This is a genomic window from Isosphaeraceae bacterium EP7, assembly GCA_038400315.1.
Taxonomy (GTDB): Bacteria; Planctomycetota; Planctomycetia; order Isosphaerales; family Isosphaeraceae; genus EP7.
On record CP151667.1, the window covers coordinates 2,540,730 to 2,566,492 of the forward strand.

At 65.3% G+C, this 25,763-nt stretch carries 13 protein-coding genes and 2 pseudogenes; 4 read left to right on the forward strand and 11 right to left on the reverse strand.

Annotation, left to right across the window (positions count from 1 at the left end; translation table 11 throughout):
• Positions 1–5: 5 nt before the first annotated feature.
• The 8 genes and pseudogenes from EP7_RS09735 to EP7_RS09770 all read right to left on the reverse strand — a co-directional run bounded on the left by EP7_RS09735 (position 6) and on the right by EP7_RS09770 (position 20,945).
• Positions 6–9,041 (reverse strand): hypothetical protein, encoded by a 9,036-nt coding sequence (locus EP7_RS09735; protein ID WP_463527667.1) that lies wholly within the window; start codon positions 9,039–9,041, stop codon positions 6–8.
• A gap of 98 nt (positions 9,042–9,139) precedes the next feature.
• A complete protein-coding gene (locus EP7_RS09740; protein ID WP_463527668.1) occupies positions 9,140–10,375 on the reverse strand; it encodes a hypothetical protein in 1,236 nt (411 codons plus the stop codon).
• Positions 10,376–10,407: 32 nt separating this feature from the next.
• On the reverse strand, positions 10,408–11,421 hold the full coding sequence (locus EP7_RS09745) for a hypothetical protein (RefSeq protein ID WP_463527669.1): 1,014 nt from the start codon (positions 11,419–11,421) through the stop codon (positions 10,408–10,410).
• Positions 11,422–12,456: 1,035 nt separating this feature from the next.
• Positions 12,457–13,267 (reverse strand): annotated as a pseudogene (locus tag EP7_RS09750) (IS5 family transposase).
• A gap of 129 nt (positions 13,268–13,396) precedes the next feature.
• Positions 13,397–14,812, reverse strand: coding sequence for an MFS transporter (locus EP7_RS09755; RefSeq protein ID WP_463527670.1), 1,416 nt, complete (start codon positions 14,810–14,812; stop codon positions 13,397–13,399).
• Between the two features lie 274 nt (positions 14,813–15,086).
• Positions 15,087–16,118, reverse strand: a complete 1,032-nt coding sequence (locus tag EP7_RS09760) for a M14 family metallopeptidase (RefSeq protein ID WP_463527671.1) — start codon at positions 16,116–16,118, stop codon at positions 15,087–15,089.
• 33 nt (positions 16,119–16,151) lie between these two features.
• Complete coding sequence (locus tag EP7_RS09765; RefSeq protein WP_463528396.1) at positions 16,152–17,555, reverse strand: DUF1501 domain-containing protein; 1,404 nt, start codon at positions 17,553–17,555, stop codon at positions 16,152–16,154.
• Between the two features lie 51 nt (positions 17,556–17,606).
• Positions 17,607–20,945 carry a PSD1 and planctomycete cytochrome C domain-containing protein gene (locus EP7_RS09770; protein ID WP_463527672.1) on the reverse strand — a complete coding sequence of 1,113 codons (3,339 nt, stop codon included), beginning with the start codon at positions 20,943–20,945 and terminating at the stop codon, positions 17,607–17,609.
• A 315-nt stretch (positions 20,946–21,260) separates the two neighbouring features.
• Between EP7_RS09770 and EP7_RS09775 the strand changes: the two genes are divergently transcribed.
• Positions 21,261–21,611, forward strand: a complete 351-nt coding sequence (locus tag EP7_RS09775; RefSeq protein WP_463527674.1) for a transposase — start codon at positions 21,261–21,263, stop codon at positions 21,609–21,611.
• Positions 21,612–21,614: 3 nt separating this feature from the next.
• Here the strand turns inward: EP7_RS09775 and EP7_RS09780 are convergent, their stop codons facing one another.
• A complete protein-coding gene (locus EP7_RS09780) occupies positions 21,615–22,226 on the reverse strand; it encodes an IS630 family transposase (protein WP_463528397.1) in 612 nt (203 codons plus the stop codon).
• The gene (locus EP7_RS09785) at positions 22,160–22,657 is read right to left on the reverse strand and encodes a helix-turn-helix domain-containing protein (protein WP_463527675.1); all 498 of its coding nucleotides are present in this window, start codon (positions 22,655–22,657) and stop codon (positions 22,160–22,162) included. Before EP7_RS09785 ends, EP7_RS09780 begins: the two co-directional genes overlap by 67 nt.
• A gap of 68 nt (positions 22,658–22,725) precedes the next feature.
• On the opposite strand from EP7_RS09785, the pseudogene EP7_RS09790 reads away from it, so the two are divergent.
• A pseudogene (locus EP7_RS09790) lies at positions 22,726–23,091 on the forward strand (transposase); the annotation flags it as partial.
• 453 nt (positions 23,092–23,544) lie between these two features.
• On the forward strand, positions 23,545–24,174 hold the full coding sequence (locus EP7_RS09795; RefSeq protein ID WP_463527676.1) for a GntR family transcriptional regulator: 630 nt from the start codon (positions 23,545–23,547) through the stop codon (positions 24,172–24,174).
• A gap of 164 nt (positions 24,175–24,338) precedes the next feature.
• Here the strand turns inward: EP7_RS09795 and EP7_RS09800 are convergent, their stop codons facing one another.
• Positions 24,339–24,791 carry a hypothetical protein gene (locus EP7_RS09800; protein WP_463527678.1) on the reverse strand — a complete coding sequence of 151 codons (453 nt, stop codon included), beginning with the start codon at positions 24,789–24,791 and terminating at the stop codon, positions 24,339–24,341.
• A gap of 261 nt (positions 24,792–25,052) precedes the next feature.
• Here EP7_RS09800 and EP7_RS09805 point away from each other — a divergent pair, with 261 nt between their 5' ends.
• Positions 25,053–25,607, forward strand: coding sequence for a hypothetical protein (locus EP7_RS09805; RefSeq protein ID WP_463527679.1), 555 nt, complete (start codon positions 25,053–25,055; stop codon positions 25,605–25,607).
• Positions 25,608–25,763: the final 156 nt, after the last annotated feature.

Consider the following 25,763-nt stretch of genomic DNA (forward strand, 5'->3'; position numbering starts at 1 on the left):
GCCGGTCACTCCGCAAGAACGTGGATCGGGAGACTGGCGGAAAGGTGACCGCCGCGCGAGACCTGGAATACCCAGCGGGCCGGCTGAGATGGGTCGAACACCGGGCCGTTGGGGTCGTGATCGGTCCGGAATTGCACGGCGACGATGTAGGCCGGGACGAGCGGGCCGGCCGCCGGGTGAAGCTCAGACTGACCGCAGACGATCGGGAGCCACTCCGCGCCGACGTTCAACTTGACCCGCGCGTCGAGGGGGCGGAACCGGGGATGCAGGGGAAGTAGCGGCTGTTGTGGGTCAGCCGGGGGGGCCGGGAGCTGATAGCTCGGGTGCCACGGCATGAGGATCTCGCCCACGGAGAGGAAGACGCCAAGATCATCGGGGTCGGCGAGTGGGTCGTCGATGCGGTAGGAGATGCCGTAGCCCATTCCGGGCTCGGGCAGGCGGTCCAATGCGAGGTCGAGCGTGACGCCGTTCGAGGTGGTTGCCTGCCGGGGGGCGAGCGGCGGACTGGCCGCCAACTCGACCGGCTCGAGCAGGTCGCCGGTTCGGGTCAACGAGACCGTGACCTTCCAGTCGTCGAACCCTGCCCCGCGGCCGAGGTGTTCCAGGGTGGCGGGGCGGCAGGCCAGGAAGGCCGGCTCGCGGCGGGCCGGCTCCGGGGCGAGACGTGTCGTCGGCACATCGGGGCCCCCGACCCACCGAAGGTCGTACTGCGAACGGGCCTCCAGCCAGTACTCGAAGAAGTAGGGGAGGCGGTCGAGCACGACAAGCCGCTCATGGCGGAAGAGCCGGGGCTCGCCGGCGGGCGTCCGAGGCACCGGCCGCACGACCGCGGGCGGGTCGGCGATGCGGGCCGAACCGTCGCTGCCCGGAGCGCGGAAGGTCATCGCGGCGAGCAGGCGTTGCCACCCGCGCACGCCCGGCTCGTCGTGATCGCGAAGTCGGTAACGGAACCCCAGTGTGTAGCCCTGGTAGCCCGTGCGGACTGCGGAGATCACGTTGTACAGCGACCGCGCACCGGCCGCCGGCAGCGGGAAGCTGAAGCGGATGTCGAGGGAGTCGGGGTGGACGACGATGGGCAGATCTTCGGGGAGGTCGAGGTCGGTCAGGCGGTCCTCCTCGAGCGTGATCCGCCGCACCGCGAACGCCTCGGCCGGGTCGCCCGAGGGCCAGACGACAGGGACGTCGAACCTCTCGTGCCACCGCACGAGGGGCTCGTATCGCGAGACGACGCGGCCGAGCACGGGCTCGGCCAGGCGGCGGCCGCGGCGGTCTGGCAAGGTCCAGTCAATGTGGGCCCGACCGTCGACCAGCGGCACCGTGACCCAGCCAGTCTCACGCGGCTCGAGGCGCAATCGCGGGAGGGTGTCGGCCGGCACCGTGTCCATGCCGTGCGATACATAGGCGAAAACCTGCACGATGCGTTTCAACAAGGCGATCGCATCGGCGTCCTGGGAGTCGCCGAGGGTCAGCCGCCGCGCCTCGCACCACGCTCGGAACCGGTTGAACGCGACCGTCACCCGCGACGCGGTGGCCGAGTCGTCGATGGGAGAAGGCCAGATTCGCGTCTGCAGGAGCGTGGCGAACTCCTGCGGCACGACGACGAGCTTGGCGAACGAGTGGCCGACAAAGAACTCGGGACGCCTACCTTCCAGGTCGGGGAACACTCCGCGGTGCTCGGAGTCGGGTTCACGGCCGAGGACCACCCACGCCCGGTGCGGTGCCAGGCCCGACCGAGCGAGGGCGCCCAACAAATCGGCGGCATCGATGGCCGTGACGAGGTCGTCCTGCGGAACGGGGTGGCCGAGAGCGTCGTGGGCCGCGAAGTCGAGGGCGAACCCGAACCGTTCGAGGAGATTGAGCAGCCCGACGACCCCGGTCTCGGGGGGCGTCGCGGTGTCAGCCGAGCGGCCGGTCGCGGCATCCAGTCGGGGTGCGTCGTCCATGAAGTCCGCCAGCCGATTATCGACGGCCTCGCGTGCTCCATCCTCCTTCACCCCGACGCCGACCTGGTGGTGCGGGCGCCGGGCAAGCCGCCAGCCCTGGGTGGCCAAATTTTCCCGAAGGCCGTTGATGGCCACGGTGAGACCGGCTGCCTGTCCCACGAGGGCCGCGGCAGCCTGGCGACGCTCAATGGCGCCGTCGAACTGCAGCATCTTCCTCAGCGTATCGAGGTGGCCCGGCAGGAGTTCCACGGCCCAGACGACCGCTGCCGGGGTCGGCGTTGGCATTCGGTCGAGGAGCCTCTGGCAGCGAACAAGAGGACCAACCTCGGCCGAGAATCGCTGGACCTGGCCGCGGAGGTCCTCGAACCACGTCTGGCCGGGCAGTCGCGGGCTCTCGGCCGCCAGCTCGGCGGCCGTCAGCACGTCGTCGGACGCCGAAGCCGACAGCACTTCCGCAACGCAGGTCAGACGACGCCGGAGCACCGAGGCGAGCTGATGCGCCAGGTCGAGATCGAGGTACGCCCTCCGGGCCGCTCTCAGACCCTCGGGGGTATCGTCAGGCTCGGCGAGGTCGTCGGTCCGGGCATCCTCGGCCTCGGCTAGCCAGGCGGCGAGGTCGGTGTCGATCCGGACGGTCTCGGCCACCGTTGGCATGGCCTGCCGGCCGGCGACCTCCGGGTCGCGCAGCCCGGTGAACGCGTGCTTGATGAGGAACTTGAGTTGAATGACCTGATCGCGGGCCGTGGAATCGTTAAGGCTCAGTGGCGACCGCTCGTAGCCGCGCAGGGCCGTCAGCAAGTTCTTGGCCGCAGGCGAGATCGCCCACCACGGGGTTGGGGCTCCGCCCGTCGCCGGGCGAGCCAGTTGCTCCAGTTCCTCGCTCCGCCGGAGGACGGCACGCAGGATCGGGTTGTCGCTGCCGGCGAGATAGAGCAAGGCATCGGTGATGCTCCCGGTGCCGGGAGTGCCGACGGCCGGAGCGAAGGGCACACCCAGCCGGTCGAGCTGTTCCAGGGGAGTCGGCCGCCAGGCGGAGGGGTTGCGGAAGTCGGTCGTCAGTAGCCGGTAAGCCTCCTCGTCGGGCATCTCGCAGACGAGGAGATCTTGCACGGCGGAATCATCGAGGTCGCGGATCAGGATCTCGACGCCGCCCGCCCGATCGCCGGCGACGGCCGGGTCGGCCTGGAAAAGGTCCCAGGTCAGTCCGATGCGGGCCCGGAGGTTGGCGGCGAGGGCCCGGCGGGCCTCCCGTTTGGTTGGGACGACCAGGGGGCGTTCGTCGACCCGCACAGGCAGAAAACGGAGGACCTGGTCGAGGACGGCCTGGCGGACCGACCTCGGAACGAACTCGATCAGCGACGCGGGGCGGAGCCCGAGCGAGGCGCCCGCCCCGACCTGAAGGGCCTGGTCCGGTCTCTCCGACCGGGTCAGGAAGGAACTTATCGGGCGGAGCAGACCGATCGCCTCGCGCCGGGATGTGCCCGGCCGGATCGATCGCGGCCGCACGAGAAAGCGATAGGCCAGTCCGGGCCGGAGTCTCGTGCGGGCTGCTGCAGGGTCGATCCGGAAGGCCGCCCCCGGGGTGGAGGCGTCGGGATCGACGTCGAAAGGCACCACAAACTTCCGGCCGTCGGTCGTCTCGTCGGGGCCGGCATCGCGTGTGGAGCGGAGCGTGTCGATCTCCCCGCCGCTGGCGGGACTGTCGCCGAGGTCGCCGGGTCTCGGGTCGCCGCCGCCGTAGTACCCGGAGCCCGGGATGTCGCACTCCTCGGCCCAGAGCTCGAAATCGTCCGCCCGGAGCGGGCGCACCTGGCCGTCGGGAAGGGGGATCGTAACCGGCCGGGGCGAGCCGCTCGAGCCCGGCTCGTCGTCGGCCATGGCGATCGTGAACCGGCCCCAGCCCTCGGGCGCGGCACCAGCACCGGCGCCGGGGTGGTACAGCGATCCGACCGGAAAGATCATCATCAAGCCGGCGGGCAGCGTGTCGGCCGGCGGGATGTGGAGCCGCACCGGCAGCGGCAACGGCAGCGACCCGGCCGCGCTCGGGGACGACGTGTCGCCGACCGCGATGGGCTTGACGCTATAATGGATCTCGCTCTGGTCGAGGATCACACCGGGCGTCTGAATCCGGCCGTCGGCGGTCGGGAACTCGTCGGCACAGAGGTAAGGCCCGACCACGACGACGTGCGGACCCGTCGGATCGTCGAGATAGCTCAGGCCGGGCTGCTGGAAGTCGGCGATCAGGCTCGGCTCAGACTCGTTCGGCAGCCGCCTCCAGAGCTGCCAGTGCGATACGGTCGGCAGCAGGGACTTCAGAACCTCATCGGGCATAAGCACCGGCACCTTCACGACGATGCGGCCGCGCTCACCTCGACGGGTCCGGTCGCCCGCCTGGTCGATCACGTGCTCTTGTCGCGCCCAGAGTGGCCGGACGAGTTCCTTGAGCCGGTCGATCGCGGTGGCAGGTGAGACGACATCCACTTCCTCGAAGTTGGGCGAGGCATCGCCGGTCGCCCGGCCGACGCGAACCGCCGTCACGTCAGACCACGCAACTCCATCCGGGAGTCGGAACCAGAGCCCGAACCAGTCGCGCGGACCGGTGGTCGCTTGCGGCCGCGCCCAGACCACCGCCCCGGGCGACGCAGAACCGGACGGGCCGGCGAGGGCGCGGTCGATCTCGGCCCGCGCGTCGAACAAGATCCGGACGACCCCCGCCCGGCTCTGGAGGGGACGGGTGCGATTGTCGTCGTCCACGCGGTGCCGGTGGAGTCGCTCGGCGCGCTCGCCCCAGGCGAGGTAATCGACGAGCCTGACGTAGTCAGTCTCGGCCCGATCGCCCACGCCCGGGCTGGCAAGCGCCGCGTCAGCGGACCGGAAGCGTAAGGGGATGGCGTAGTCGGGTAGCCGCGCCCGGTCCTCGTCTGTCCACCACTCCCGCCCGATGCTCTCGACGCGGGGGTCGCTCTGGGGATCGTACGATTGGAGGGGCACGGACGAGACCGCCTCCTCGGGTGCCGTATCAATCATGATCGCCTCGGCGGCCTCCAGCGCGTCGCGTTCGTCGCGGAAGTGGTCCCAGCGGGCTCGCTCCCACGGCGGTACGACGGTCGCGAGCCGCTCGGCGTTCCCTTGAAACGCGCCGTCGACCTCGATGCTCGTGACGCGGTCGCGGAACGGCGGGGGTGTGTCGGGGTCGGCCGCGGCGTCTTGCGGCAGCGACGGCGTAAACCAGGTCGCGTCGGAGCGGGGCAGGAGAAGGTGCCAACCGTTGATCTCGTAATGCAGCCACGCCTCGGCCGACACCGCCAGGCTCTGCATCGCACGGTGGCCGTCCCCGTCCTGAAGCTCGCGGCTGCCGCCTCCGTCGAGGAGTTCGCGACGAACCGCCTCGATCCTCGCCTCGAAGGCCGCCACGCGGTCCTGCACCTCGCTGATCAGCCCCTCGTTGATCCGGAACGAAGGGGAAATCTCGAGCCGGAACGAGGCAATCGCCACCGAGATCGCGATCGCCCCGTCGAACCCGAAGCGACCCGACTCATCGAACGCCACCGCGCCCCGCAGCCCGAGCCCCACCCGGGCGGAGACCAACGTGACGACGAGCGAATAGCTGAACTTCTTCTTCCAACGACCGATCCGGATGGTGATCGACCACTCATGCTTGAAATACGCGCGGACGGCCAGGCTGAGCTGAACGTCGAGACGGCCATACACCGCCAGCCCGCGCGGACTGAGCAGGCCGGCGATCTCCAGAGCGATATTCAGCGCCCCCGACGCGGCGAATCCGCCCGGCCGCTGCTCGAACTGGCGGTCGAACCGGCCGGTGACCGACTCGCGGAGGATCACCAGCATGGTCCGGTCCATCACGGCCAGCCGGAAGCTCCCGCGGTAGAGCATCTGGAAGCCGAGGAACTCATCCTGATATGAAACTTCGTGGAGGTGGAAGTCGACCAGCCGAGGCGACAGCAGGAACGAAAGCCGGATCCGCCCGTTGTTCAACACCCGGGCCAGTTGCTCGTTTTTTTCGATGGCCGGCCGCGCCCGCGACTCCAGCGCGGCGGAGATCACCCGATCGCGCGGTCGCATCGCGATCGCCCCGACCAAGGCGGGCCGGTTCCAGTGATCTTGCCTCCGCACGAAGTCGACGCTGCTGGAGAACCAGAGCTTGCCCGCAGCCACCACGTTCAAGTCGAGGTCGAGGCAGAGCACCAACGCCGCAACGTAGGCATTGATCTGGTCGCTGGGGCCCTCGTCGGACGTGATCACCGTCGTGCCGACGATGCTGAGGAAGAATCCGTTCCGCCGGACGAACTCCCAGCCCTCAATCCGAGAGGGGTCGATCCGATCGATGTTCGCGAGCACCGCCTCGGCGTTCGGCCGCTCGCCGACCCCGGCGAGCCGGTTGTTGATCCCGAGCCCCACGCCGAAACTCTTTGCGACGACCCCCGCGAAGAGCGGCACCGACACGTCGGTCGCGCCGTAGAGGGCGATGTTGGGGACCGTGGCACCGTCGAGCTTGACCCCGCTGCCGAACTTGAGCAGGGACGACGCTTCCGGCAACCCCTGGAGCGACAGCGTCCCGGCGGCCGCGAAGTAACGCTCGACATCGTTGTCGACCCAGGCCACGGCCCCGCGAAAGCGCACCGAGCCCCCGATCCGGACGTCGATCCCCAGCTTCGACGGGTTCCGCATCGTCACACGGTTGCCGCCGTGAAACTCCAGCCTCACGGCCCCCACCTCGATCCTCACGTCGAGCTGCCCGGGCTGCTTGTAGCGAAACGCAGCCGTGTCGCACGCGAGGAAGAACCCGTTCCCCCAGCCGAACTGGAGCTTCTCGAAGCGGGCCGAGAACATCCCATCCAGGCAGTCGAACACCACCGGCTTGTCGAGCTGGAGGGCAACCTCACCGGGTCCCCGGTGCAGACTGAGCAGGTCGAGGTCGCGGACCACGATCGCATCAGGACGCGCCAGGTCGTCAAGTCCGCCCGTGTTGCTGGTCCGCGGCGCGAGCGAGAGCCGGCCATCGACCCGGACCGAGAGGTCCCAGTCGTTCTTGCCCAGATCCCAGGAGAGCCGGGCGCGGAAGTCATCGAGCTTGACCTGAAGGTAGCCGACCGAGAACTGGGCCAGCGGCATGCCGTCTGTGCGGTCAAGGTCGACGGCCACCCAGATGACGGGCGGCTGCCCCCGCTTGTCCTGACGCAGGCCTAGCTCCACCTTGGCAACCAGGTCGTCCAGGCCCGGCACGTCGAGCTCGCCGAAGAGGACCGACTCCTTCCACACGCTCTCGATCAGGACGACCCGGCTCCGCGTCGGCCCTCGCTGCTCGTGCAGCCGCAAGGTCAGCGGCTTGCCGCCGCCGGTACCGATCTGCGGAGAGTGGCTCGAGTCGACCTCGGCATGGAAGCTCAGGCCGCCGGGGCCGATGCGCAGGTAGATCTTATCAGGCCCGTCGACGGGCCACGTGCCCGGGTCGAACTCCCGGAGACGCAACACAACTCGATTATCGATCCGTTGATCTGTCAGGCTGCCGGGGATCAGGACCAATGGGCCGGGACGCGGGGTCGCCCCCGCCTGAGTCGGCGCCTTGATCGTGAAGGTGCGGGCCTCCAGGTCGAGCCCGCCGTCGTTGTCGTCGCCGAAACCGCCGGGCCCGCTGTCCGGCCGCGAGGGAAGGATTAGCGCGAGAAATCCGAGGTCGATGACCTGAAGCTCGCACAGGTGCAGGCCCGGGCCGAGCCGGAACTTCAGGTCGTTTGCCGTAAGCCGCAGGGTCTTCAGGGCAATCTTGAGCTCGAGGTCGAGCCGGAACGTCTGGCCCGCGACCAGTAGGGAGAGCGACAGCGGGACGGTGAGCCGGCCGCCGGTCGGGGTGGGGGCGGACGACGAACTCCGGTAGCGCCTCGGGCTCGCCACCTCAAGCGAGACCGGCCCGAGTAAGTCGCCGAGCAAGTCGGCCAGCGACCAGCGTAGACCGTTGAACGCGTGAGCGTGGTGCCCCAGCTCGCGCGACGAGAACAACCACTGGCCGGCATTCGCGGCGGCGAGGAAGTCGTCCCACGACCAACGATTCCCATCCAGCGGCAGCGTCAGAACAGGCTGGCCCAGGTGCGCCCAGTCGCCGTCCACCAGGAACTCGATCCGATGCCGCAAGGACGGTAGTCCGCCAGCCGTCCGCGACTCGAGCGGGGCAAGAAGTGCCTGTGCGTCTGGCAGCTCGACCTGATCCATCACGATCGAGAACGTCAGGTCGATCGGCAGATGCACCGGGTCCCCGGCGATGTCGGGAAACAGGTAAACCGCCAACCTCCCGGTCTCCAGGCGGATCGACACCGCCTCGCGCGGCAGCTCGACGCGGGCCAATCCCCCGACCCCGAACGGGAGCGAGAGATGGCCGGAGCAGAGGAGATCGATGCCGGGTCCGGAACTCCCCGCCACGAGGGCGATAGGGCCCGAGGCGATCCGGGCCCCCTCCACACCGCAGACGACCGCGTCGTTGAATCGAAGCCTGCCCCCCGTCCACTCGCTCTCTCCCAGACCGTTGGCGACCAGACCGAAGGTGACCTCGCCCTCCCCCACACCGGGGACATCGACCGCGGCGGCGGGCAGCACGAACGAGGGGGCGATCGCATCGGTGTCATCGGAACCGGCCAGCGCGAACCGCCAGCCGTCGGGATGACCTCCGCTCCGCTTCAGCCCAAATCGCGCGGGCCCGAGGCCGTTGGGGGCGAATCCCCCATTGACCCGCGAGGCTCGGAGCTCCGCCTCATTCACGTGCAATGTGGCGAGGTCGAGGTAGGTGTCGAGCCGCTCATCTTCCCCTACGAGGGGGTCGTCACTCAGCGAACCGAACGGGCCGTCGGTCTTGATCCTGTGGAACGCCCAGCCGCCGAAGGGGGGGGCTTCCGTCCCGTCGCGTTCGAACCCGAGCAGAGCGAGGGTCTGAGCCGCAGCCACGTTCGAGTCGGCCGCCAGCACCGCGAACCGGTACCGATGGCCCGTCTCGCCCAACCCCGGGGGACCCTGGAACAGGTAGGGGAAGACGACCCCATCGCCGGCCGACGGGGGAAGCGGCTTCAGGCTGAGTGGGAGGTACGGCATCACCAAGGGCACCTTCCAGCACGGGGGGACGCGGACCCTCGGTCCGCGCGACCGGCCACCCTGATCGGCCAGCACACGCTCACACCGAGGACGGCGTCCTAGGTCGTTGAGTTCGGCTTCCGGACGAAGAAGAGCTCGGCCGCGAGATAAAGCGGCTGGAGATGCCGCCCCACGATCGCATCGACAAGCTCCCGGTCAATGACGGCGGGATTCAGATCGCTCGGGCGCTCCATCAAGCTCAAGGCGGTCGTCCGGACGCCCCGATCCACCCGTTGATCGACGCGCTCGGGCCGGCCGAAGAGCTGATAGAACCCGGGCAACGACAGGAACCCGCCCCAGAATCCTTCAGTCTTACGTTCCCGTGTCGGGTCGTTGGAAAGCGACTTCACATTGGCGTCGTCGGCCAGGAACTTTTGGACGACTGGATCGCTCTCGAGGTGAGGGATCTCGTACTGGAGGTAATAGCCGTCATCCAGCCCAAGGTGGTGACCGAACTCGTGGGCAGTGACATGCACCCGGTCACGGGTTGTGGTGCTGTCGTCGATGTCGATGGCCCACCATTCCATCGTGCTCTTGGCCACGATTCTCCGGAAAAGCGATCCGCCGGCCGTGACGATGTCGATGTTGTAGTGGCCGCCCGACTCGACCCAGTCGCACTCGACGTGGAGCGTTTTTCCGTTCGAGCCGCCGACCGCCGTGGCCCATACGGTCTCGATCTTCTCCTTCCAGACGTCGAGCTGGGTCGGGCCGCCCACAGGCCCCTCGAGCCGCTTTCGCTCGTCGTCCGAGAGGGACGACGACGGGTCGGCCGTGAGCCGGACGGTGATGTACAGGTCGTCTCGCTTCCAGGTCCGTGTCTGCAGGCCGAAGGCATAGAAGCCGGCCGCCCCGGAGAGGACCGAGTCGAGCTCCCCTTCCTTCACGCCGAGCTCGTCCTCGGTGATCGGAAACTCCGAGACGCGATCCAGCGGATCTGTCACCGGGGTGCCGTCACGCGTGGCGTCTGCCGGCGACACCTCGTAGCCACGCCTCCAGGGGGGAGCGGACTCGCTCCGGGGGAGGAACGGCACGCAATGGAGAGTCATATCCTGAGTGAAAAAGCCGTCACCCCCATGCGGTGGATAGATGAAGACATAGTCGGTAAGAACCTTCCACCAATCCTTGGAACCGAAGACCTCCAAACCGAACTCGTCACCAGCGCGAAGCTCGGAGCAATTGAACGTCGCCTGTGTCTGCTTACCGGGTGCAAGGATCCAGCGGCGGGCCGTGCCTGAAGCCGTCTCGGTCCCATAAACTTCGATCACATGGCTCGAACGGTTCACCACCTGGGCCATCGGGGCATTCCTGGATATGAATGGGGAACTCGCTATTTCTTGACGACTTCGCAAACAAATCCGATCGACTTGTTCGTGGCGTCACGGAGCATGCTCCCGGCAAGTTTGAGGTTCTCGTTCCCGGACGGCTCGAGCTCAAAGGTCTTGAGAAAGAAGTTGTCGGCACTGGTGCCCAGCAAGTCGTAGAGCGAGCACAGCGTGCGATCGGCTCGGAAGCGTCCCACGTCGAGACCGAATTTGAGCGAGGCGGTGGGAGTGGCCAGCAGGATCTTCAACCGCGTCCGCTCGGAGTCATCCAGGCCGGGGACCTCCTCGGCCAGCTTGTCTGTGAAATCGTGAAGGGTGTCGAACACCCACCCCGATGCCGTCCAGCCCATGGTGACGATCCGGGCCTCCCCTACTCCCGGTACGAGGAGCAACAGGACCGCGAAGAAGACGTCGAGGGTCATCCCGGCCACACGGTCGGGCTTCCAAACGTCGCCCCAGGTGGCATCCCAGGCGCTCTTCAACCGCGCCTCGTTCACGGCGTCGTAGAACTTCTCCAGCAGATTCGCATCGTTGGAGTTCGTGGGCAGGGGGACGGGGACCGCTGTGGACTCGACTGGGGTCGCGACGTAGCCGACGGCGATCCTGCCCGACGTGTGCGGCAGCACCATCAACGCGCCCTGAGTGGCCAGGAAGCCCGACGCGACCCGGACGGGAAACACACCCGCGTAGTTCACCTTGCCCAGGCGAACCGTCTGCCCGGGGACCGCCTCCAGCGACTGCCCGCCGAAGGCATTCTCGATCAGGACCTTCGCGTCGGCGACGACCACCGCGTCGACGTCCTGCCCGATGTCGTAGAGCATGCGGGTGAGCCGCAGCGTCGGGGCCCTCTGGCCGAGCTTGACAGCCGCCAGGAGGAGCCCATTCTGCCGCGCTGAGCCGGTGTACGCCTCGCGGAGGTCGTAGAGTCCCCAGAGCCGCCTGCGGGCCGCGAAGCTGGACCCGTAGCCCATCGAGCGTAAAGCGTCCACGAGCGAGTTCGGGTCGTAGGCCACGCTCACTGTTGGGGACTCCTTCACTTTGGGTGAAGACCCGGGAACCTCGTGCAAACCGCCCCCTCTGGGCTCAGGATCCGGGAGGTTATTCACCGTCGGATGGCTGACAATCCCACAATTCGTGGGACCCAGGTGGACTTACGGACGCCCGTGACGTTTGGCTAACAATCGATAGGATCGCTACGGGCAACCGAAGCCGCGAATCGACGTCACGTCGAAGCGAAGTTCGGGATGCCTGCGAACGACGGCCTCACGGGTTAGCGGTCGATCGAGCGTTGCGGAGGTGAACTTACACTTACGGTAGATGCCATTCAAGGAACACGTGTGGAATCTGGAGTTAATTTTTGACTGACAACCTCAATACATCGCCACCAACTGATTTGTATGCCTCGACTGCGAATTTCTCCAAGCCTGTGGACCAGCTCATCCGGGCCGGGAGCACGCTCCCAGGCGAGCGCCGAAGTGAGTGCCCCAATGTCCGTGAACGATGCGGCGATCTCGCCTCGCCCGACAGATCACCGCGAACGAATCCAGCTTTTTGGAACCGTGGGCCACGAACCATCTGGACACTATTAATTTGAAGGTTTCCTCTCTTATTGAGACCCGTACTTTCCGCAACTTCGTTCACGATAACGCGGCAAGCTGCGGGCCTCCGTGCCTGCGTCTACGGCAGGGTGTGCCGATTTCTCCAATCTTACCGGAGCGCGGCATTGCACAATTTGAAAAATTTAAATATACATATCCTCATTAAAAAAATCGCGATTGAATGACACACGGCCCGGCGTTCCGGAGCCAACCGAGGATGACTCGCGGCGTTGGGGTTGACCTGCCGTCACCTTTGCCGCAGCTTGTGTGCGGGCCGGCCAGGATCACCCTCCGTTACGACGCTAAGGAGTCGGTGAAGATCATCGCTCCGCCCTGGTACGCCTCGGGCAGAGCGTCCCAGAAGCACCAAGTGGGGTCCCCGAGCGATCGCGGAAGATCATGACCACCACGCGCCGTGTCTCGGCGTCCAGGGCGACTCAAAGCCTGTTGAGAAAGCTACCTTTTCGCCAACACTTTCGGCAGCCGGCGGGCCATCAGGTGGATCATCGCCAACTTGACGAATGCTTCGCTGCTGGAGATCGTCGCCTCGTAGCCCTTGCTCAGCCGGCGATTCCGGCCCAGCCAGGCAAAGGTCCGCTCCACACGCCAGCGGAACGCGTTCGGCTCGAACTTGCCGGCACCGGGGCGCTTCGCCTTGATTTCCAGGCGAAGTCGGCTTCTGCGCCGCAGCGCAGCGACCCATTCGGCAATCCCGCCCTTGTAGGATTCTATCAGCGACGATCAGCCGCAGCCGCATGAAGCGGTGCCGCAGCGGGGCCAGGACCAGCCTCGCCCCGTCGCGATCCCGGATGCACGCGGCGTGGACGACCACCGAGAGCATCAGCCCCAGGCCGTCGATGAGGATGTGCCGCTTGCGGCCGGCGACCTTCTTGCCGGCGTCTTAGCCTCGGGGGCCCCTTTTTCCGTCGTCCTGACCGACTGGCTGTCGAGGATGGCCGCCGACGGCTGGCGCGGCCGGCCGTGGGCCTGGCGCAGGTCGCCTCGGAGCAGGTCCATCAGGCGGTCGAAGGTGCTGTCGGCCTTCCAGATGCGGAAAATACCAGTAGGCGGTGGCCCAGGGGGGCAGGTCGTGCGGCAGGGCACGCCACTGGCAGCCGGTGCGGAAGACGTAAAGCAGGGCGTCGACGATGTCCCGCAGGTCGTGCTTGGCGGGCCGCCCGCCCGGTCTGGGCGAAGGGATGACGCGGCAGACCTGAGCCCGCTCGGCGTGGGTCAGGTCGCTCGGGTATGCGGTTCGTGTGTCCATCCCGGATGGCTAGGTCAAGCTTGCCCAACAGGCTTTTAGGGTCCACACATCGGATTGGCCGCGATCTCAATTGCGGGCGACCTTCCGAGTGGAAGACTCTCATCTGGCCAATCTAGGTCACCGAGAAGGTCAGTCCGCGGAAATCGGGGTCGAAGGGTCGATGAGGGGCCAGCAGCAGGAGGCTAGTAGGAAGACAACGACATAGGTGGCGAAGGCCGCGTCGTATCCAGATAGGACGGCGACATGCCGATCGACGGCAGACAGTTGCGCGAGAGAATTGTGTTGCAAGGCCACTTGTAATGTCAAGGATCGCTCGACCAGCGTGCCGGTCAGCCAGACCGCCATGGCAGAGCCTAGCGTCCCGATCGTGTTCATGCAGGCCGCTGTCACTGCGGCATGCTGTCGGCCGAGGTCCTGGCAAGTTGCCCAGGCCGCCCCCAGGGTGAGGTCGATGCCGAACGCGGCCAGGGAGATCAGAAGGCAGAAGGTCTGGACGTTCTCGGCATGACGGGCACCCCACCAGCAGAGTGCCCCCGCACTCAAGGCCGTGAAGCCCAGAACCTGCCTTGCCCGCCGTCGATCGCCCAGGACGCGAGCCAGTCCGTTGATGCAGAAGCCTCCCAGAAAGCAACCCGCCGCGCCCAACCAGAGAGGGGCCCCTTTATAGATCGCGCCGAGTCTGTCTCCAGTTTCGATGGAAAATCGTTCCTGGAGGTATGTGGGGAGATAGGTCAGGTTGAAGGCCCAGGCGTAATTCACCAGGAAATACATCAGGCACAAGGCCCAGAGGCTTCGGCTGGTGAATAGACCCCTCCAGGGTATTGCACCGTGCAAGGACCGCGCATGCTCATGCGAGCCGATCAGGTCGCGTTCCGCTGCGTTGATGCCGGGGTGCTCTTCGGGCCGGTTGCGAAACCAGCGGGCGAAAGCGACGGTCCAGATCAGTCCGATCCCACCGAAGAGTAAAAAGGCCGGTCGCCAGCCCATCAGCGGGGCAGTCTCGGCGGTCCCTCCGACCAGGATCGCCCAGAGAAGCGGGGTCAGCCCGCCCATCACGCGACCCGCCATAAAAACCATCCCCTGGGACATTTCCCAGCTTCGGGGGGGAAACCAATTATGGATGGCACGAGTGATATTCGGATAGGCACCCGCTTCGCCGGCTCCGAAAAGAAACCGGAGGGCGATGAGAGTGCCGAGCCCGCCGATGACCGTCCCCCCCACCCGCAGGCCGATGACGGCGGTAAGGGCCGTGCAGACCGACCACCAGGTGACGATACGGATCAGCATCATTCGAGGTCCAAGCCGGTCGCCCATCGCGCCCGCCGGGATCTCGAAGACGGCATAAGCAATCGCGAAAGCGGTCATCGCCCACTTGAGCTGGGACACGTCGGTAAGACCGAGCTCGGACGCGATCGAGGGGGCCGCCGCGCCGAAGCAGGCGCGGTCGAGATAGGTGATCATCGAAAGCGTGCAGGCAAATCCGAGCACCCGATATCGGACACCTGTGGGAGATTCCGAATTCGTTGCGTTCGTGGGGCCGTTCATCGCCGGGACTCGCAGATTGATAGGGGGTTCTCCATGCTTTGACGGAGCGAATTTCCAGTTCCGGGCCGATCGGGGACCGTGATTTACCCGTCCACGGTCGGACAATTCCCCAGGGCGGGTCCTTGTCGTTGACGAGTGTTCTCGAAGTCGATGGCCGACAACCCTCGGGCCCAAAACATCCTCACAAAGAACCGATCGGCCTGGAGTCAGCGATGTCGACCAAGACTTCGATCAGGCCGGTTGTGTCGTTACGGACGTTCGCATCACAACCGGATCAGTTGGAGAGCACGCGACCGACGACCACGATATGCTGGCCTCGCGGGACCGGGGAGACCCAGGCCTGGGCGAGGATCACCCCATCGACTCCAGCGACGACGGGCCACGGTTCCATGTCGATATGATCAAAATCGTGAAGCAAGCCGACGGTCTCGCCGCGTCGGACCGCCGTGCCACATTCGAGCAGGGGCTCGTAGTGGCCGTCAAACGGGGCAACGGAGAAACAGTCGCGGTCGACCATCTCCAGTTTTCGTTGCGTGCCATCCTTGTGGTAGCCGATAGGCTCGATCTCGCCGTGGAGTTGGCCTTGATGGATGGCCGCCGCGAGGACGCCATGCTTCCCGTATCGGACGCCGTCGACGTTCACGGCACGTCCCCAGCCGAGTTCGGTTCCAACCGTGATCTTACCGAGCCGCTCGGCCTCGCTGGGGAGTAGGCCCGGAGTTGAATTCTGGTAGACCATCAGGCAAGGGGTGCCGAACCAGCGAGCGGTCTCCTCGACCTGGGCCGCGAGGATGGGGTCGTCCAGGGGATGGTAGTTGGCACACAGAGCAAACCGGGCCACATCGCCGCCGGAATGAAGGTCGATGACCGTGTGGACGCGAGGCCAGATGTAGGCCCGGACGAACGCGGCAATCCGATGGGTAATGCCGGCGAGAGAAGGTGTGACACCCGCCCCATCCACGAATGCCCGATTGAGGTTCACGCCATCAGCGTCTCGACTCTCACGGGTCCCCGTTCGAAATGCAGCGACATTCAACACCGGGATGAAGATGATTCGGCCCCGGACCTTCTCGATCTGGATCTCACCCATCAGGTGCTTCAGGACCATGGGCCCTTCGTATTCGTTTCCGTGGTTGGAGCCGAATGCGACGAGGCCTCGGCCCAACTCGACTTCCGGACCCACCCAGACCGTAAGGGGGATGAGGTGATCGCCCCAGATACTGTCGTGCTCCAGGGCGACCCAGTAGTCACGCCTACCGGGAGTATCCAGGTCCAGCTGATCGGGGCGAACGATGAGGCGTGCCATGTGATCGAAGTTCCAGCGTGAAGAGAAAGGTGGTCAGGCGACGATCGGTCGGACGACCTGCCCGTGAACGTCTGTGAGGCGGAAATCGCGACCTGCGTAGCGATAAGTCAGGCGCTCGTGATCGAAGCCGAGGAGGTGGAGGATCGTTGCGTGGAAATCGTGGACGGTGACGGGATTTTCCACGGCCTTGAATCCGAAATCATCCGTGGCACCATGGATCGTCCCGCCTTTAATTCCGCCGCCCGCCATCCAGACGCTGAATCCGTAGTGATTGTGATCGCGGCCGAGCGCGGCCTTTCCGTTGCCGTCGAGCTCGACGGTCGGTGTGCGACCGAACTCCCCACCCCAGATCACGAGCGTGTCCTCAAGCATCCCACGCTGCTTCAAATCGGTCAGCAGCGCGGCAATCGGCTGGTCGATCTCGGCAGCGAGCTTGCGGTGATTTTCCTCGATCTGGGAATGATTGTCCCAGGGCTGCCCGGCTCCGTGCCAGAGTTGGACGTAGCGGACTCCGCGTTCCAGGAGTCGACGAGCGATCAACGTCTGCCGCCCGTGCACCCCGTTTCCGTAGAGTTCGCGGATCGACTGGGGCTCCCTGCCGATGTCGAAGGCCTCAGCGGCCTCCATCTGCATGCGGAAGGCCATCTCGAACGACTGGATGCGGGCGTCGAGTCGGGCATCAGCCCGATTTTCCCGATGCTTCGTGTTGAAGGAGCGGAGCAGGTCGAGCTGCTTGCGTTGTACGGCCGTCGTGGCGTGGGGGCTGCGGATATTCTCGATGAGCCTGTCGATTTGTGTGTGCTGGGGATCGATGTAGGTTCCCTGGTAAATCCCAGGCAGGAATCCCGACTGCCAGTTATCCGAATCCTTGATCGGGAGACCGCTGGGGCACATCGAGACGAACCCTGGAAGGTTCTGATTCTCGGACCCGAGCCCGTACATCACCCAGGCTCCGACGCTCGGGCGCGAGAGCACCGAGTCGCCGCAGTTCATGAGCATCAAGGATGGCTCGTGATTTGGCACCTGGGCGACCATGGATCGGATGACCGCGATCTCATCGATATGCTGGGCCGTCTTGCTGAACAGCTCGCTGACCTCGATGCCACTCTGCCCGTATTTCTGGAATTTGAACGGCGAAGGGAATGCCGCGCCCGTCTTGCGCTCCGTCGCGAAGGACTGAGGCGTGGGCTGGCCGGCATATTTCAGCAGAGCCGGCTTGGGGTCGAACGTGTCGACCTGACTCGGCCCTCCGTTGAGGAAGAAATGGATGACACGCTTTGCCTTGCCCGGGAAATGGGGCGACTTCGGCACCATGCTCGCGACGCCTCGACCTCCGGCGGCGACGTCTGCGTAGGCCTTTTGGTCACTGAAGAGGTCGGCCAGGCCAAGGGCCCCGATGCCGAGCGCGGAACGCTGAAGAAGGGCCCTGCGGCTCATCCCCTGCGACGGTTCATGCGGCTGCTCTGGCACGGCTCGCTCCCCTTAAGGTCAGTCGACGAACATCAATTCGTTCGCCATCAGAAGCACCTGGGCCAGTTGCTCCCAGGGATTCAATTGGCGAGATGAGGGGCCAGCGAAATCGCGAGCCGAATTCCAGCTTGACGCAATGGCGGAGTCGCTCAATTCGCGAATCGTCGCGACCCAGGTATGCTGATCACTGTTCAGACCGCCGCGGTAGTCGACGCCGAAGTCAATCGTGTCTCCGACCTCGACGGCCACACGATCAATGTTAAATTCCACGCGACTATTGTGGACCGGCGCCGACTTGAGAACACCATGACGACTGGAAACGACCCAGCCTCTGACGCCATCACCGGCGGCCTCGGCATGCACCAGCGTTGAGCCAATCGCGACGTTGGATGCCTTCGTCGCCGTCCATCGCCGGACGATGGCGTGCTTGAGATCGTCGCCGGGATGGCCACCTTGTGCGTTGATCCGAGCCCAGCCCAGTTTGGAGTCGGGCCACTGTGGGCCTCCTCCCCAAGCTGTCCCATTGAAGTGTGGCAGGTGAACGAAGTCGCGGGAAGGTCCCGTCGTGGGATCGACCTCGGCGTAGCCGTACTGCCAGGCAAGGGTCTCCGGTGAGACGACCGGACTCGCCTCTTCGACGGGTGTGGAGATGAATTGCCGACAGTCTGCCAGTTCCACCTCAGTCGGTTCGCGCTGATAGGTCGACTTGTAGAGTGATCGAATCGACGCTTCGGGATCGTTGATCGTCAGTTTATCCGCCAGGGCCTTGGCCCGATCTGCGATGAAGGGATGGTTCATCGCAAAGAGGGCCTGCTGTGGGACTGTCGTCTCGCTACGGATCGGCGTGTGGAGGTCGGGGTTGGCGAAGTCGAAGACGCGGAGGATGCTCGGCAAGAATTGCCGGTCAACCAGGCCATAAAGCGATCGACGGACGTTCGATGAGCCGACGGGAAATAATTCCGAGGAGCGGCCGCCGAGGCGAGAGTCGAGTTCCCCGGTTACGGAGAGAAGCGTGTCGCGTGCTTCCTCGAATGTCAGTCGATGCGGATTCATCCGCCAGAGAAGTCGATTCTCGGGGTCGACGCTCTGAGTGAGCTCACGAGCTGCCGCGTCCGCAGGCTCGTCGGACCGCTGCTGGTACGCGGAAGAGAGCAGGATCAGTCGATGAATGCTCTTGGTGCTCCAGCCATTACTGACGAGCTGACGAGCCAACCAGTCGAGTAATTCTGGATGGCTTGGCGCCTCGGCCCGGATGCCGAAGTCGCTCGGCGTGCGGACGAGCCCTGCACCGAAGTGGTGCATCCAGATCCGGTTGACCCAGACCCGAGCCGTCAGAGGGTTAGTCGGGGCGACGATCACTCGGGCCAGTTCCAAGCGGCCACTGCCTTGCGAGAATGGCTTGCGATCCTGCCCCGCGACGACCTGGAGGAACCTCCGGGGGACCTCATCGCCTCGATTCGCCGAACTTCCTCGCTTGAAGATGCGGGGCTCCTGAAGCTCTTCGCGATCGACGACTGCGACAGCATGAGCCGGGGATCTCGGCGACTGAATCAGCCACCGATCGACCTCGCCCTGAAGTTTCCACATCTGAACGACGGTGGTCGAATCGAAGAACCACTCGGTTGTCACGATGGGCTCATCAGGCATCGAGCACGGGCCTCGATCCGAATACAGGACTTGTCTGAGCGCCTCGGCCTCGGGATCTTCCAGGAACTTGGGAGGCGTCGCCCCGGCTGCACCGGAAGGCTTCTGTACCTCTTGCCAAAGTCGATCGATCTCGGTAAAGACCTTGCCATAGCGCTCGGCAACCTCACCGATCGAGCTGGGAGGGGTCGCAAACGCCTCGGCGATCTTCCGATTCAGAGGGAGCAATCCAGGTTTATTTATGTTACCGGATTCGATTATTGCTTGCGCGGCGAAGTCGGCATCCGTCAATCTCGCAAATATGCGCCAGGGTCGGAAAATACGGTCGTCGGAATTCGCTGCGTTGGAGAGATAGGCCGTGAATCGACGCACGAACGCAGGATTCAGATCATCTTTTCCGAGGACCGTATCGAAGCCTTCCTGGGGTACCTTCGAAAGGTCCTTTTGCACGAGAAGGTAGGCCGCGACACGCTCTCTGACCCGCTTCATGGCCTCGGTCCGACTCGCTTCCATGCCCTTCTTTAGGTTTTCGAGACGGGTCGAAAGTTCCTTCTCGAAGGCTACGTAGGCGGGATCACGCGACTCGGGTTCGTTGATCTGGACCAGACGTTCGGTGCAGTTCTGAAACACCCCGTAGAGTGAATAATAGTCGGCAGTCGGGATCGGGTCATACTTGTGGTCGTGGCAGCGGGCGCAGGCGACGGTCAAGCCCATCGTTCCGCGGGAGAGGACGTCGATTCGGTCATCGATAATATCCGGTGTGATGCCCAGGAATCGACGACCAACGGTCAGGAACCCCATCGCCGCCAGGGCCGTTCGGTCTTCGGGTACGACCAGGTCCGCGGCGATCTGATTGAGGAGGAACTGGTCATAAGGCAGGTCTTCGTTGAATGCCTTGACGACCCAATCTCGGTAGGCCGGGGCCTGCACGAGGAACCGCTCTTCTCGCCCGTAAACATAGCCTTTTGTGTCTGCATAACGGGCCACGTCCAGCCAGTGTCTGGCCCATTGCTCACCGTATTGCTCGGACGCCAGCAGGCGATCGACCAGCTTTTCATAGGCGTCGGGGGATTGATCCTCGAGAAACGCAGTGGCCGCTTCGGGCGTTGGAGGCAAGCCGGTCAGGTCATAGGTCAGCCGCCGGATCTGGCGATACCGATCGGCCAGAGGCGAGGGCGCGAGGCCTTTCGCTTCGAGGGTCGCCTTGACAAACGCATCCACCGGGGTGCGGCACCATCCTGTATCCTTGGGGCGGGGGATTGGCGGATCGGTGATCGGTTGGAACGCCCAGTGCGCAGCCCATGCATCCTTACGTCGATCGACGACGGGCGTCAGATCTGCGGGCCATTTCGCACCGGCCGCGACCCATCGTTCCAGCGAGGCGATTTGCTCGGCTGAAAGCTTTCGGCCCGGCGGCATCTTGAGGTCGCCTTCGTGCCGAACCGCCTCGAGGAGGAGACTCTCGTCCGGCTGGCCTCCGATTACCGCCGGGCCAGAGTCTCCGCCATTCATAAACGCTTGCCGTGTATCAAGCCGCAGCCCCCCTTGCTGCTTGTCGGCGCCGTGGCACTTCGCGCAGTTCTCGAGCAGGAGAGGGCGAATCTCTTTCTCGAAGGATTCGGAGTCCGCGGCCGCCTGGGCAAGCAGGCTGACCTGGAGCGAAGCGACAAAGGTCGCAGTCAAGCACACGATTCTGCACCGATCGTGGAGCATGATGAAGCTCGCTCGGACGCCCGGAGGGGGAAGGCGGGAGTTGATCACGACTGCGGGAGGGATTGCTGGCCGGAGTAGCGGCGGGCCTAAGATGGATTGTAGACAATCATCGATCATGTGGCGACAGGAATCCGGGTCGCTTCCGGAAACCTTACCAAAGCTCAAAACATGCCAGCCAAGCCAGGCTCTTCGTGCCGGTGAGGAGAATTCGGTCGGCAGCAGGCGAGCCAGAAGCAATCCGGCAATTGAGCTTTGCCTTAAACTGATGATGGAAAACGGCGTACGCTCGACCGACCATCAACGGGAGATAACCCGATGCGTAAGCCCTACCCATCCGATCTCACCGACGAACAGTGCGCCATCATCGATCCGATCATCCCGGTCCACCGGGTGGGACGGCCGCGGCGGGTCGAGATGCGCGGTCCTCAACGCGATCTTCTACGTGACCCACTCGGGCTGTCTGTGGGGCATGCCGCCACTCGACCTGCTGCACAAGAGCACCGTCTGCGACCACTTCAAGCGCTGGCGAGAGACGTCACCTTGCAGCGGATCATGGGCATGGATTCGCCGCGACGTTCGGGTCGCCGCCCGGCACGACCCCGCGCCGCCGCCATCGGCTGCCAGGCGGTCAAGGGGATCGAGGTCGGCGGTTCCCGTGTTTATTGACCTTCAGATGGTTAAATTCCGGTTCGGAAAGGGGAGATCCGACCCGTTCCAGAGCGACCGAATCAGCCCCGGATTGCCCCTGACACCCCGCAGATTCTCCCGGACCACCCGCTCCAGGTGGAGGACATCCTCGGGCACGAAGTTGGCCATCCGCCCGTGCTTCAGGTGGCCCCAGATCATCTCCACCGGGTTGAGATCCGGGGCGTAGCCGGGCAGGTGCTCCAGCGTCAGCCGGGGGTAGCGCCCCAGCAAGGCTCGGATCGCCGGCCCCTTGTGGTTGCTCCCCCCGTCCCAGACCACGATCACCCGGCCCTTCAGGTGCCGCAGCAGGCCCCGGAGGAAGGAAACCACCGCCTCGGCGTCGATGTAGCCCTTGGGATCGGTCTTCCAGCACAGCCCGAGCCGGCGCCGCCCCGGCGCGACGCTGATGGCGGCGATCGTCGAGACCTTCTGGCGATGTCGCCCGCACCCGGTCAGCACCGGAGTCTGCCCCTTGGGGGCCCAGGTGCGGCGGACCGCCGGGTTGAGGAAGAAGCCGCTCTCGTCGATCAGGACGACGTGGGACCCCTCGTCCCTCGCTTTTTTTCGATCCGGGGCCAGTCCTCGGCGGCCCAGCGGGCGATGGCCGGGTTGTCCCGCTCCACCGCCCGGACCTCGGGCTTCGGCGGCGAGGAGCCTCGCCGGGTGAGCCAGCCGGCCAGGTCGTTGGAGTTGAAGCGGACGCCGTACTTCCTGGCGATGACCTCGGCCAGTCGCCTGGTGGTCCAGAGGTCGGCCTTGTCGCCGAAGGCTTGCGGGCTCCTGGCCAGCCAGGACAGGACGGATTGCTCCCTGCGGCGGGTGAGCTTGGGGGCCGGCCCGGGGTGGGGCGTCGCCTTGAGGCCCTCCTCGCCGGCCTCGCGGTGGGCGGCCACCCACCCGCCGACGGCCCGGGTCGAGACGCCGAGAAAAGCGGCGACATCCTGCTGCTTCCAGCCCTCGGCGACCCGCTGCACGGCGAGACGTCGGCGGGCTTCGAGTTCGGTCGATGTTCCGGTGGGTCTCATCGCCGGAAAGTATCGGAAACGGACGCCATCCGACAAGAAGTTAGCCGCCTGAGGGGCAATAGGTCGGCGGCAAGAAGCTCTCGGGCCGCAAGCGTCATCTCATCGTGGACAGCCTAGGGTTGCTGCTCGCCGTGCTGGTCACGGCGGCGTCTGCCGACGACGGGACGGCGGCGCCCCGGGTGCTGCGCCGGGTGACGCCCGAGCATCGGTCGCGTCCGGAGGTCGTACGCGCCGACAGCAAGTATCGCGACAACTCGCTGGATGGCTGGCCGAGGCGGTCGAAGGTCGTCTATCGGGTCGAGGAGGTCAAACGCCCGGCCGGTTCGGCGGGATTGGTGCCTCTAGCGAAACGCTGGGTGGTGGAGCGGATGTTCGCATGGCTGGGGCGCTCTCGCCCCGACGGCGAGGGCGCCCGGAGTCGAGCGGGGCGATGATCAAGATATGCTCAATAAATATCACACAGGCGCGATCGAGTCTGAATCCCGGAAAGACGAATCCGTTCAACGATTCGAGAAAACGTCAGAGAGTTCCCGGACAGCCTTTCGCAGACAGGCAGGAATCCGATCGAATCGATTTATCCACCATAATATTGCAGACAATTAATGGCCGATTGAATACAATCGGCCATCACTTCAGAGGCCGAACCCCTAACCTCACGTTCATTCTGCGATTTCGCCGCGGTGCCCTCCCGGGCAGGATTCGTCATGCGTCCAGTCGTTCCCCTAGATTCGACAATTCTAATTTACTCGGAGATCTCGGCGGCATGCGCTCGTGATATCCACGCAACCGGATGCGTACGGCTCGCGATCGCTGAAGCGTGAAACAATTCAGTTATGAGCATGCAACCTACAATTCTAGCGGCCTCAGTCCCCGAGGGAGACAACCGAATGGCGGCGGTCGATGCAGCGGCCGGTTCCTCGGGAGCCAGTCGCATCACGCAACAGTTGAAGGAGGATATTCTCACGGGTCGTCTCGAGGTTGGCTCGCGTCTGACCGAGGCGCAGGTTTCAAAGCGGTTCGGGGTAGGGCGGGGCCTTGTCAGGGAGGCCGTCCAGAGCCTTTCATTCCAGGGTTTGCTGATCAACCGCCCGAATCGGGGGGCGGTCGTTGCCCCCGAGGCTCCGCGCGAACTTCGCAACTTCATCGTCCCGATCCGGCGGACCGTCGAGATTTACGCGTTGCAGCTCGTCTTCGCCGAGTTGGAAATCGGCGATTACGTCCTTTGGGAAGAGATCCTCGGTCGCATGCGAAGCGCCTGTGAACGCGGCGATTACCACGACATCGCCGAAGCCGACATCGCATTTCACCGTGCTCTTCTGGAGCGAGCAGGCCAACCTGATCTGGTTCTGATCTGGGAAACCTTGGTCGGCCGCATCCGCTCGCACTTCCGTCGTACCCAGCGTCGTCGGGTCGAAGATGCGATGGAAATTTACGAGGAGCACCGCGCCATCCTCGAGGCGTTCCGGGGCAAAGATTTCGCGGCCGCCAAACGAATCCTTATGGAGAAAATCGTCTGACGGTCTCCTCGAGTGCTGGCCGTCCAGGGTCCGACGCTTGAGGATCCATAGCAGGCTTTCGGCCAAGTTCAGCCACGACCCGCCCACCTGCGTGTCCAGCGGCATGACCCCGTGGGCGAACAGCCAGCAAACCAGCTCCGGCGTCTTGTGCCCAGCCGGGTTGTTCAGGCCGGGAGCATCCATAGCGGCAGCGGTTTCACCAGCAAGATCGGCCGGATCGAGAGGCCTTGCTGCCAGCGTTCCCAGGCCCCTCGCCCACCTGATCCGGTCTCCTCGGGCGGATCGGGCACGCCGGCAAGGACCTCGCTCAGTTCCCGCTTGAGCCAAGGGCGAGGCACCGCGTTGGGGCACCACCGGACGCCCCGAAAGCGGACGCGGCCATCGCCCGGATGGAGCAGGGTCAACGCCTTGAGAGTCCCCGCGCGGAGGTATTCGTGCGGCAGTCGCGCCGGCTCGCCCTCGGGCCGCCACGACTGGCCAGCGTACGGGACCGTCTGGTACGGCCCGGCTTGGTCGGTGCGCCAGACCGCCAGAGCCGACGACTCGCCGGTGCGGTAGGCGGTCTCGATCAGATATTTTCTAGGGCAGTCGAGCCGGCTTGATCGACGGATGGCCATCAGTGATCCTGGTGTGGAAGCACCCGGGGACTCAACGATTTCACGACGCACCGCCCGACTTATGCCGATCCGGGAGATCGAGCTGCAGGCCGTGACCCGGGCCTGTCCCGAATGCGACCGGCCCCTCTCGGCCGCCTGCAAGAGCCATCGGACCCTGGCCACCCTCGACGGATTGATTCGACTCGCCTTCCAGGTCCGACGCTGCCGCAATGCCGAGAGCCCGAGTCACGACGTTTCGCTCCGAACTCGGGGGGGCTCGCCTTGCCGTGGCTCGAGTTCTGCCTCGATGTCATCGCCGCGATTGGCCGCCTACGGCACGCCGAGCATCGCAGCGTGCCCGAGATCCATGCCCAGCTGAACAGCCGTGGCGTGTCCATCTGCGTCCGGAGCGTCGCCAGCCTGCTGGACCGCTACCATGAGCTGCTCGCCCTCTTGCTCTCTGACCCGTCCCGACTCCATCGCGTCACAGCCGAGGCCGGTCGGGTGATCCTGGCCGTCGACGGCCTCCAGCCCGAAGTCGGCCATGAGGTGCTCTTGGGGCATCCTCTCCGGCGAGGTCCTCCTGGCCAGGAGCCTGCTCTCCTCCTGCCGGGCCGATCTGGCCAGGCTGCTCGGCGAGGCCCTCCGGCCCGAGGAGGCCACGAGGACGACGAGGCGACGGCGATCCGGGGCTACTGCGCCGCGATCCGCACATCGCAGACCGACGATGGCCGGTCGCCGCTGGCGGCGTCGGACCTGGTATCGCGGGACCGTCTGGGGAAGTTCGCCGCGAGCCTGGATGAGGTCGCGTCCAAAAGGGGCTCACGAGGGAATTGACGAGGCTGCGGGCGATCCTGACCCGAGGCCTGGAGCCGACCGAGTCGGCGTGGCCCGAGGTGAGCGTGGCGGTCGGCAGGGTACATCGCGCGGCGGCGATCCTACGGAACAAGAAGAGGCTCGACGCCGCCGGGGTGCGGCGTCGGCTCGTCGGGC

Bases quoted from the DNA above. Each gene is read 5' to 3' on its own strand.
- EP7_RS09765 (WP_463528396.1), bottom strand. From the start codon at position 17,555: ATGAGCCGCAGGGCCCTTCTTCAGCGTTCCGCGCTCGGCATCGGGGCC.
- EP7_RS09770 (WP_463527672.1), bottom strand. From the start codon at position 20,945: ATGCTCCACGATCGGTGCAGAATCGTGTGCTTGACTGCGACCTTTGTC.
- EP7_RS09760 (WP_463527671.1), bottom strand. From the start codon at position 16,118: ATGGCACGCCTCATCGTTCGCCCCGATCAGCTGGACCTGGATACTCCC.
- EP7_RS09755 (WP_463527670.1), bottom strand. From the start codon at position 14,812: ATGAACGGCCCCACGAACGCAACGAATTCGGAATCTCCCACAGGTGTC.
- EP7_RS09800 (WP_463527678.1), bottom strand. From the start codon at position 24,791: ATGGCCATCCGTCGATCAAGCCGGCTCGACTGCCCTAGAAAATATCTG.
- EP7_RS09785 (WP_463527675.1), bottom strand. From the start codon at position 22,657: ATGAGACCCACCGGAACATCGACCGAACTCGAAGCCCGCCGACGTCTC.
- EP7_RS09735 (WP_463527667.1), bottom strand. From the start codon at position 9,041: ATGCCGTACCTCCCACTCAGCCTGAAGCCGCTTCCCCCGTCGGCCGGC.
- EP7_RS09795 (WP_463527676.1), top strand. From the start codon at position 23,545: ATGGCGGCGGTCGATGCAGCGGCCGGTTCCTCGGGAGCCAGTCGCATC.
- EP7_RS09775 (WP_463527674.1), top strand. From the start codon at position 21,261: ATGCGTAAGCCCTACCCATCCGATCTCACCGACGAACAGTGCGCCATC.
- EP7_RS09740 (WP_463527668.1), bottom strand. From the start codon at position 10,375: ATGGCCCAGGTGGTGAACCGTTCGAGCCATGTGATCGAAGTTTATGGG.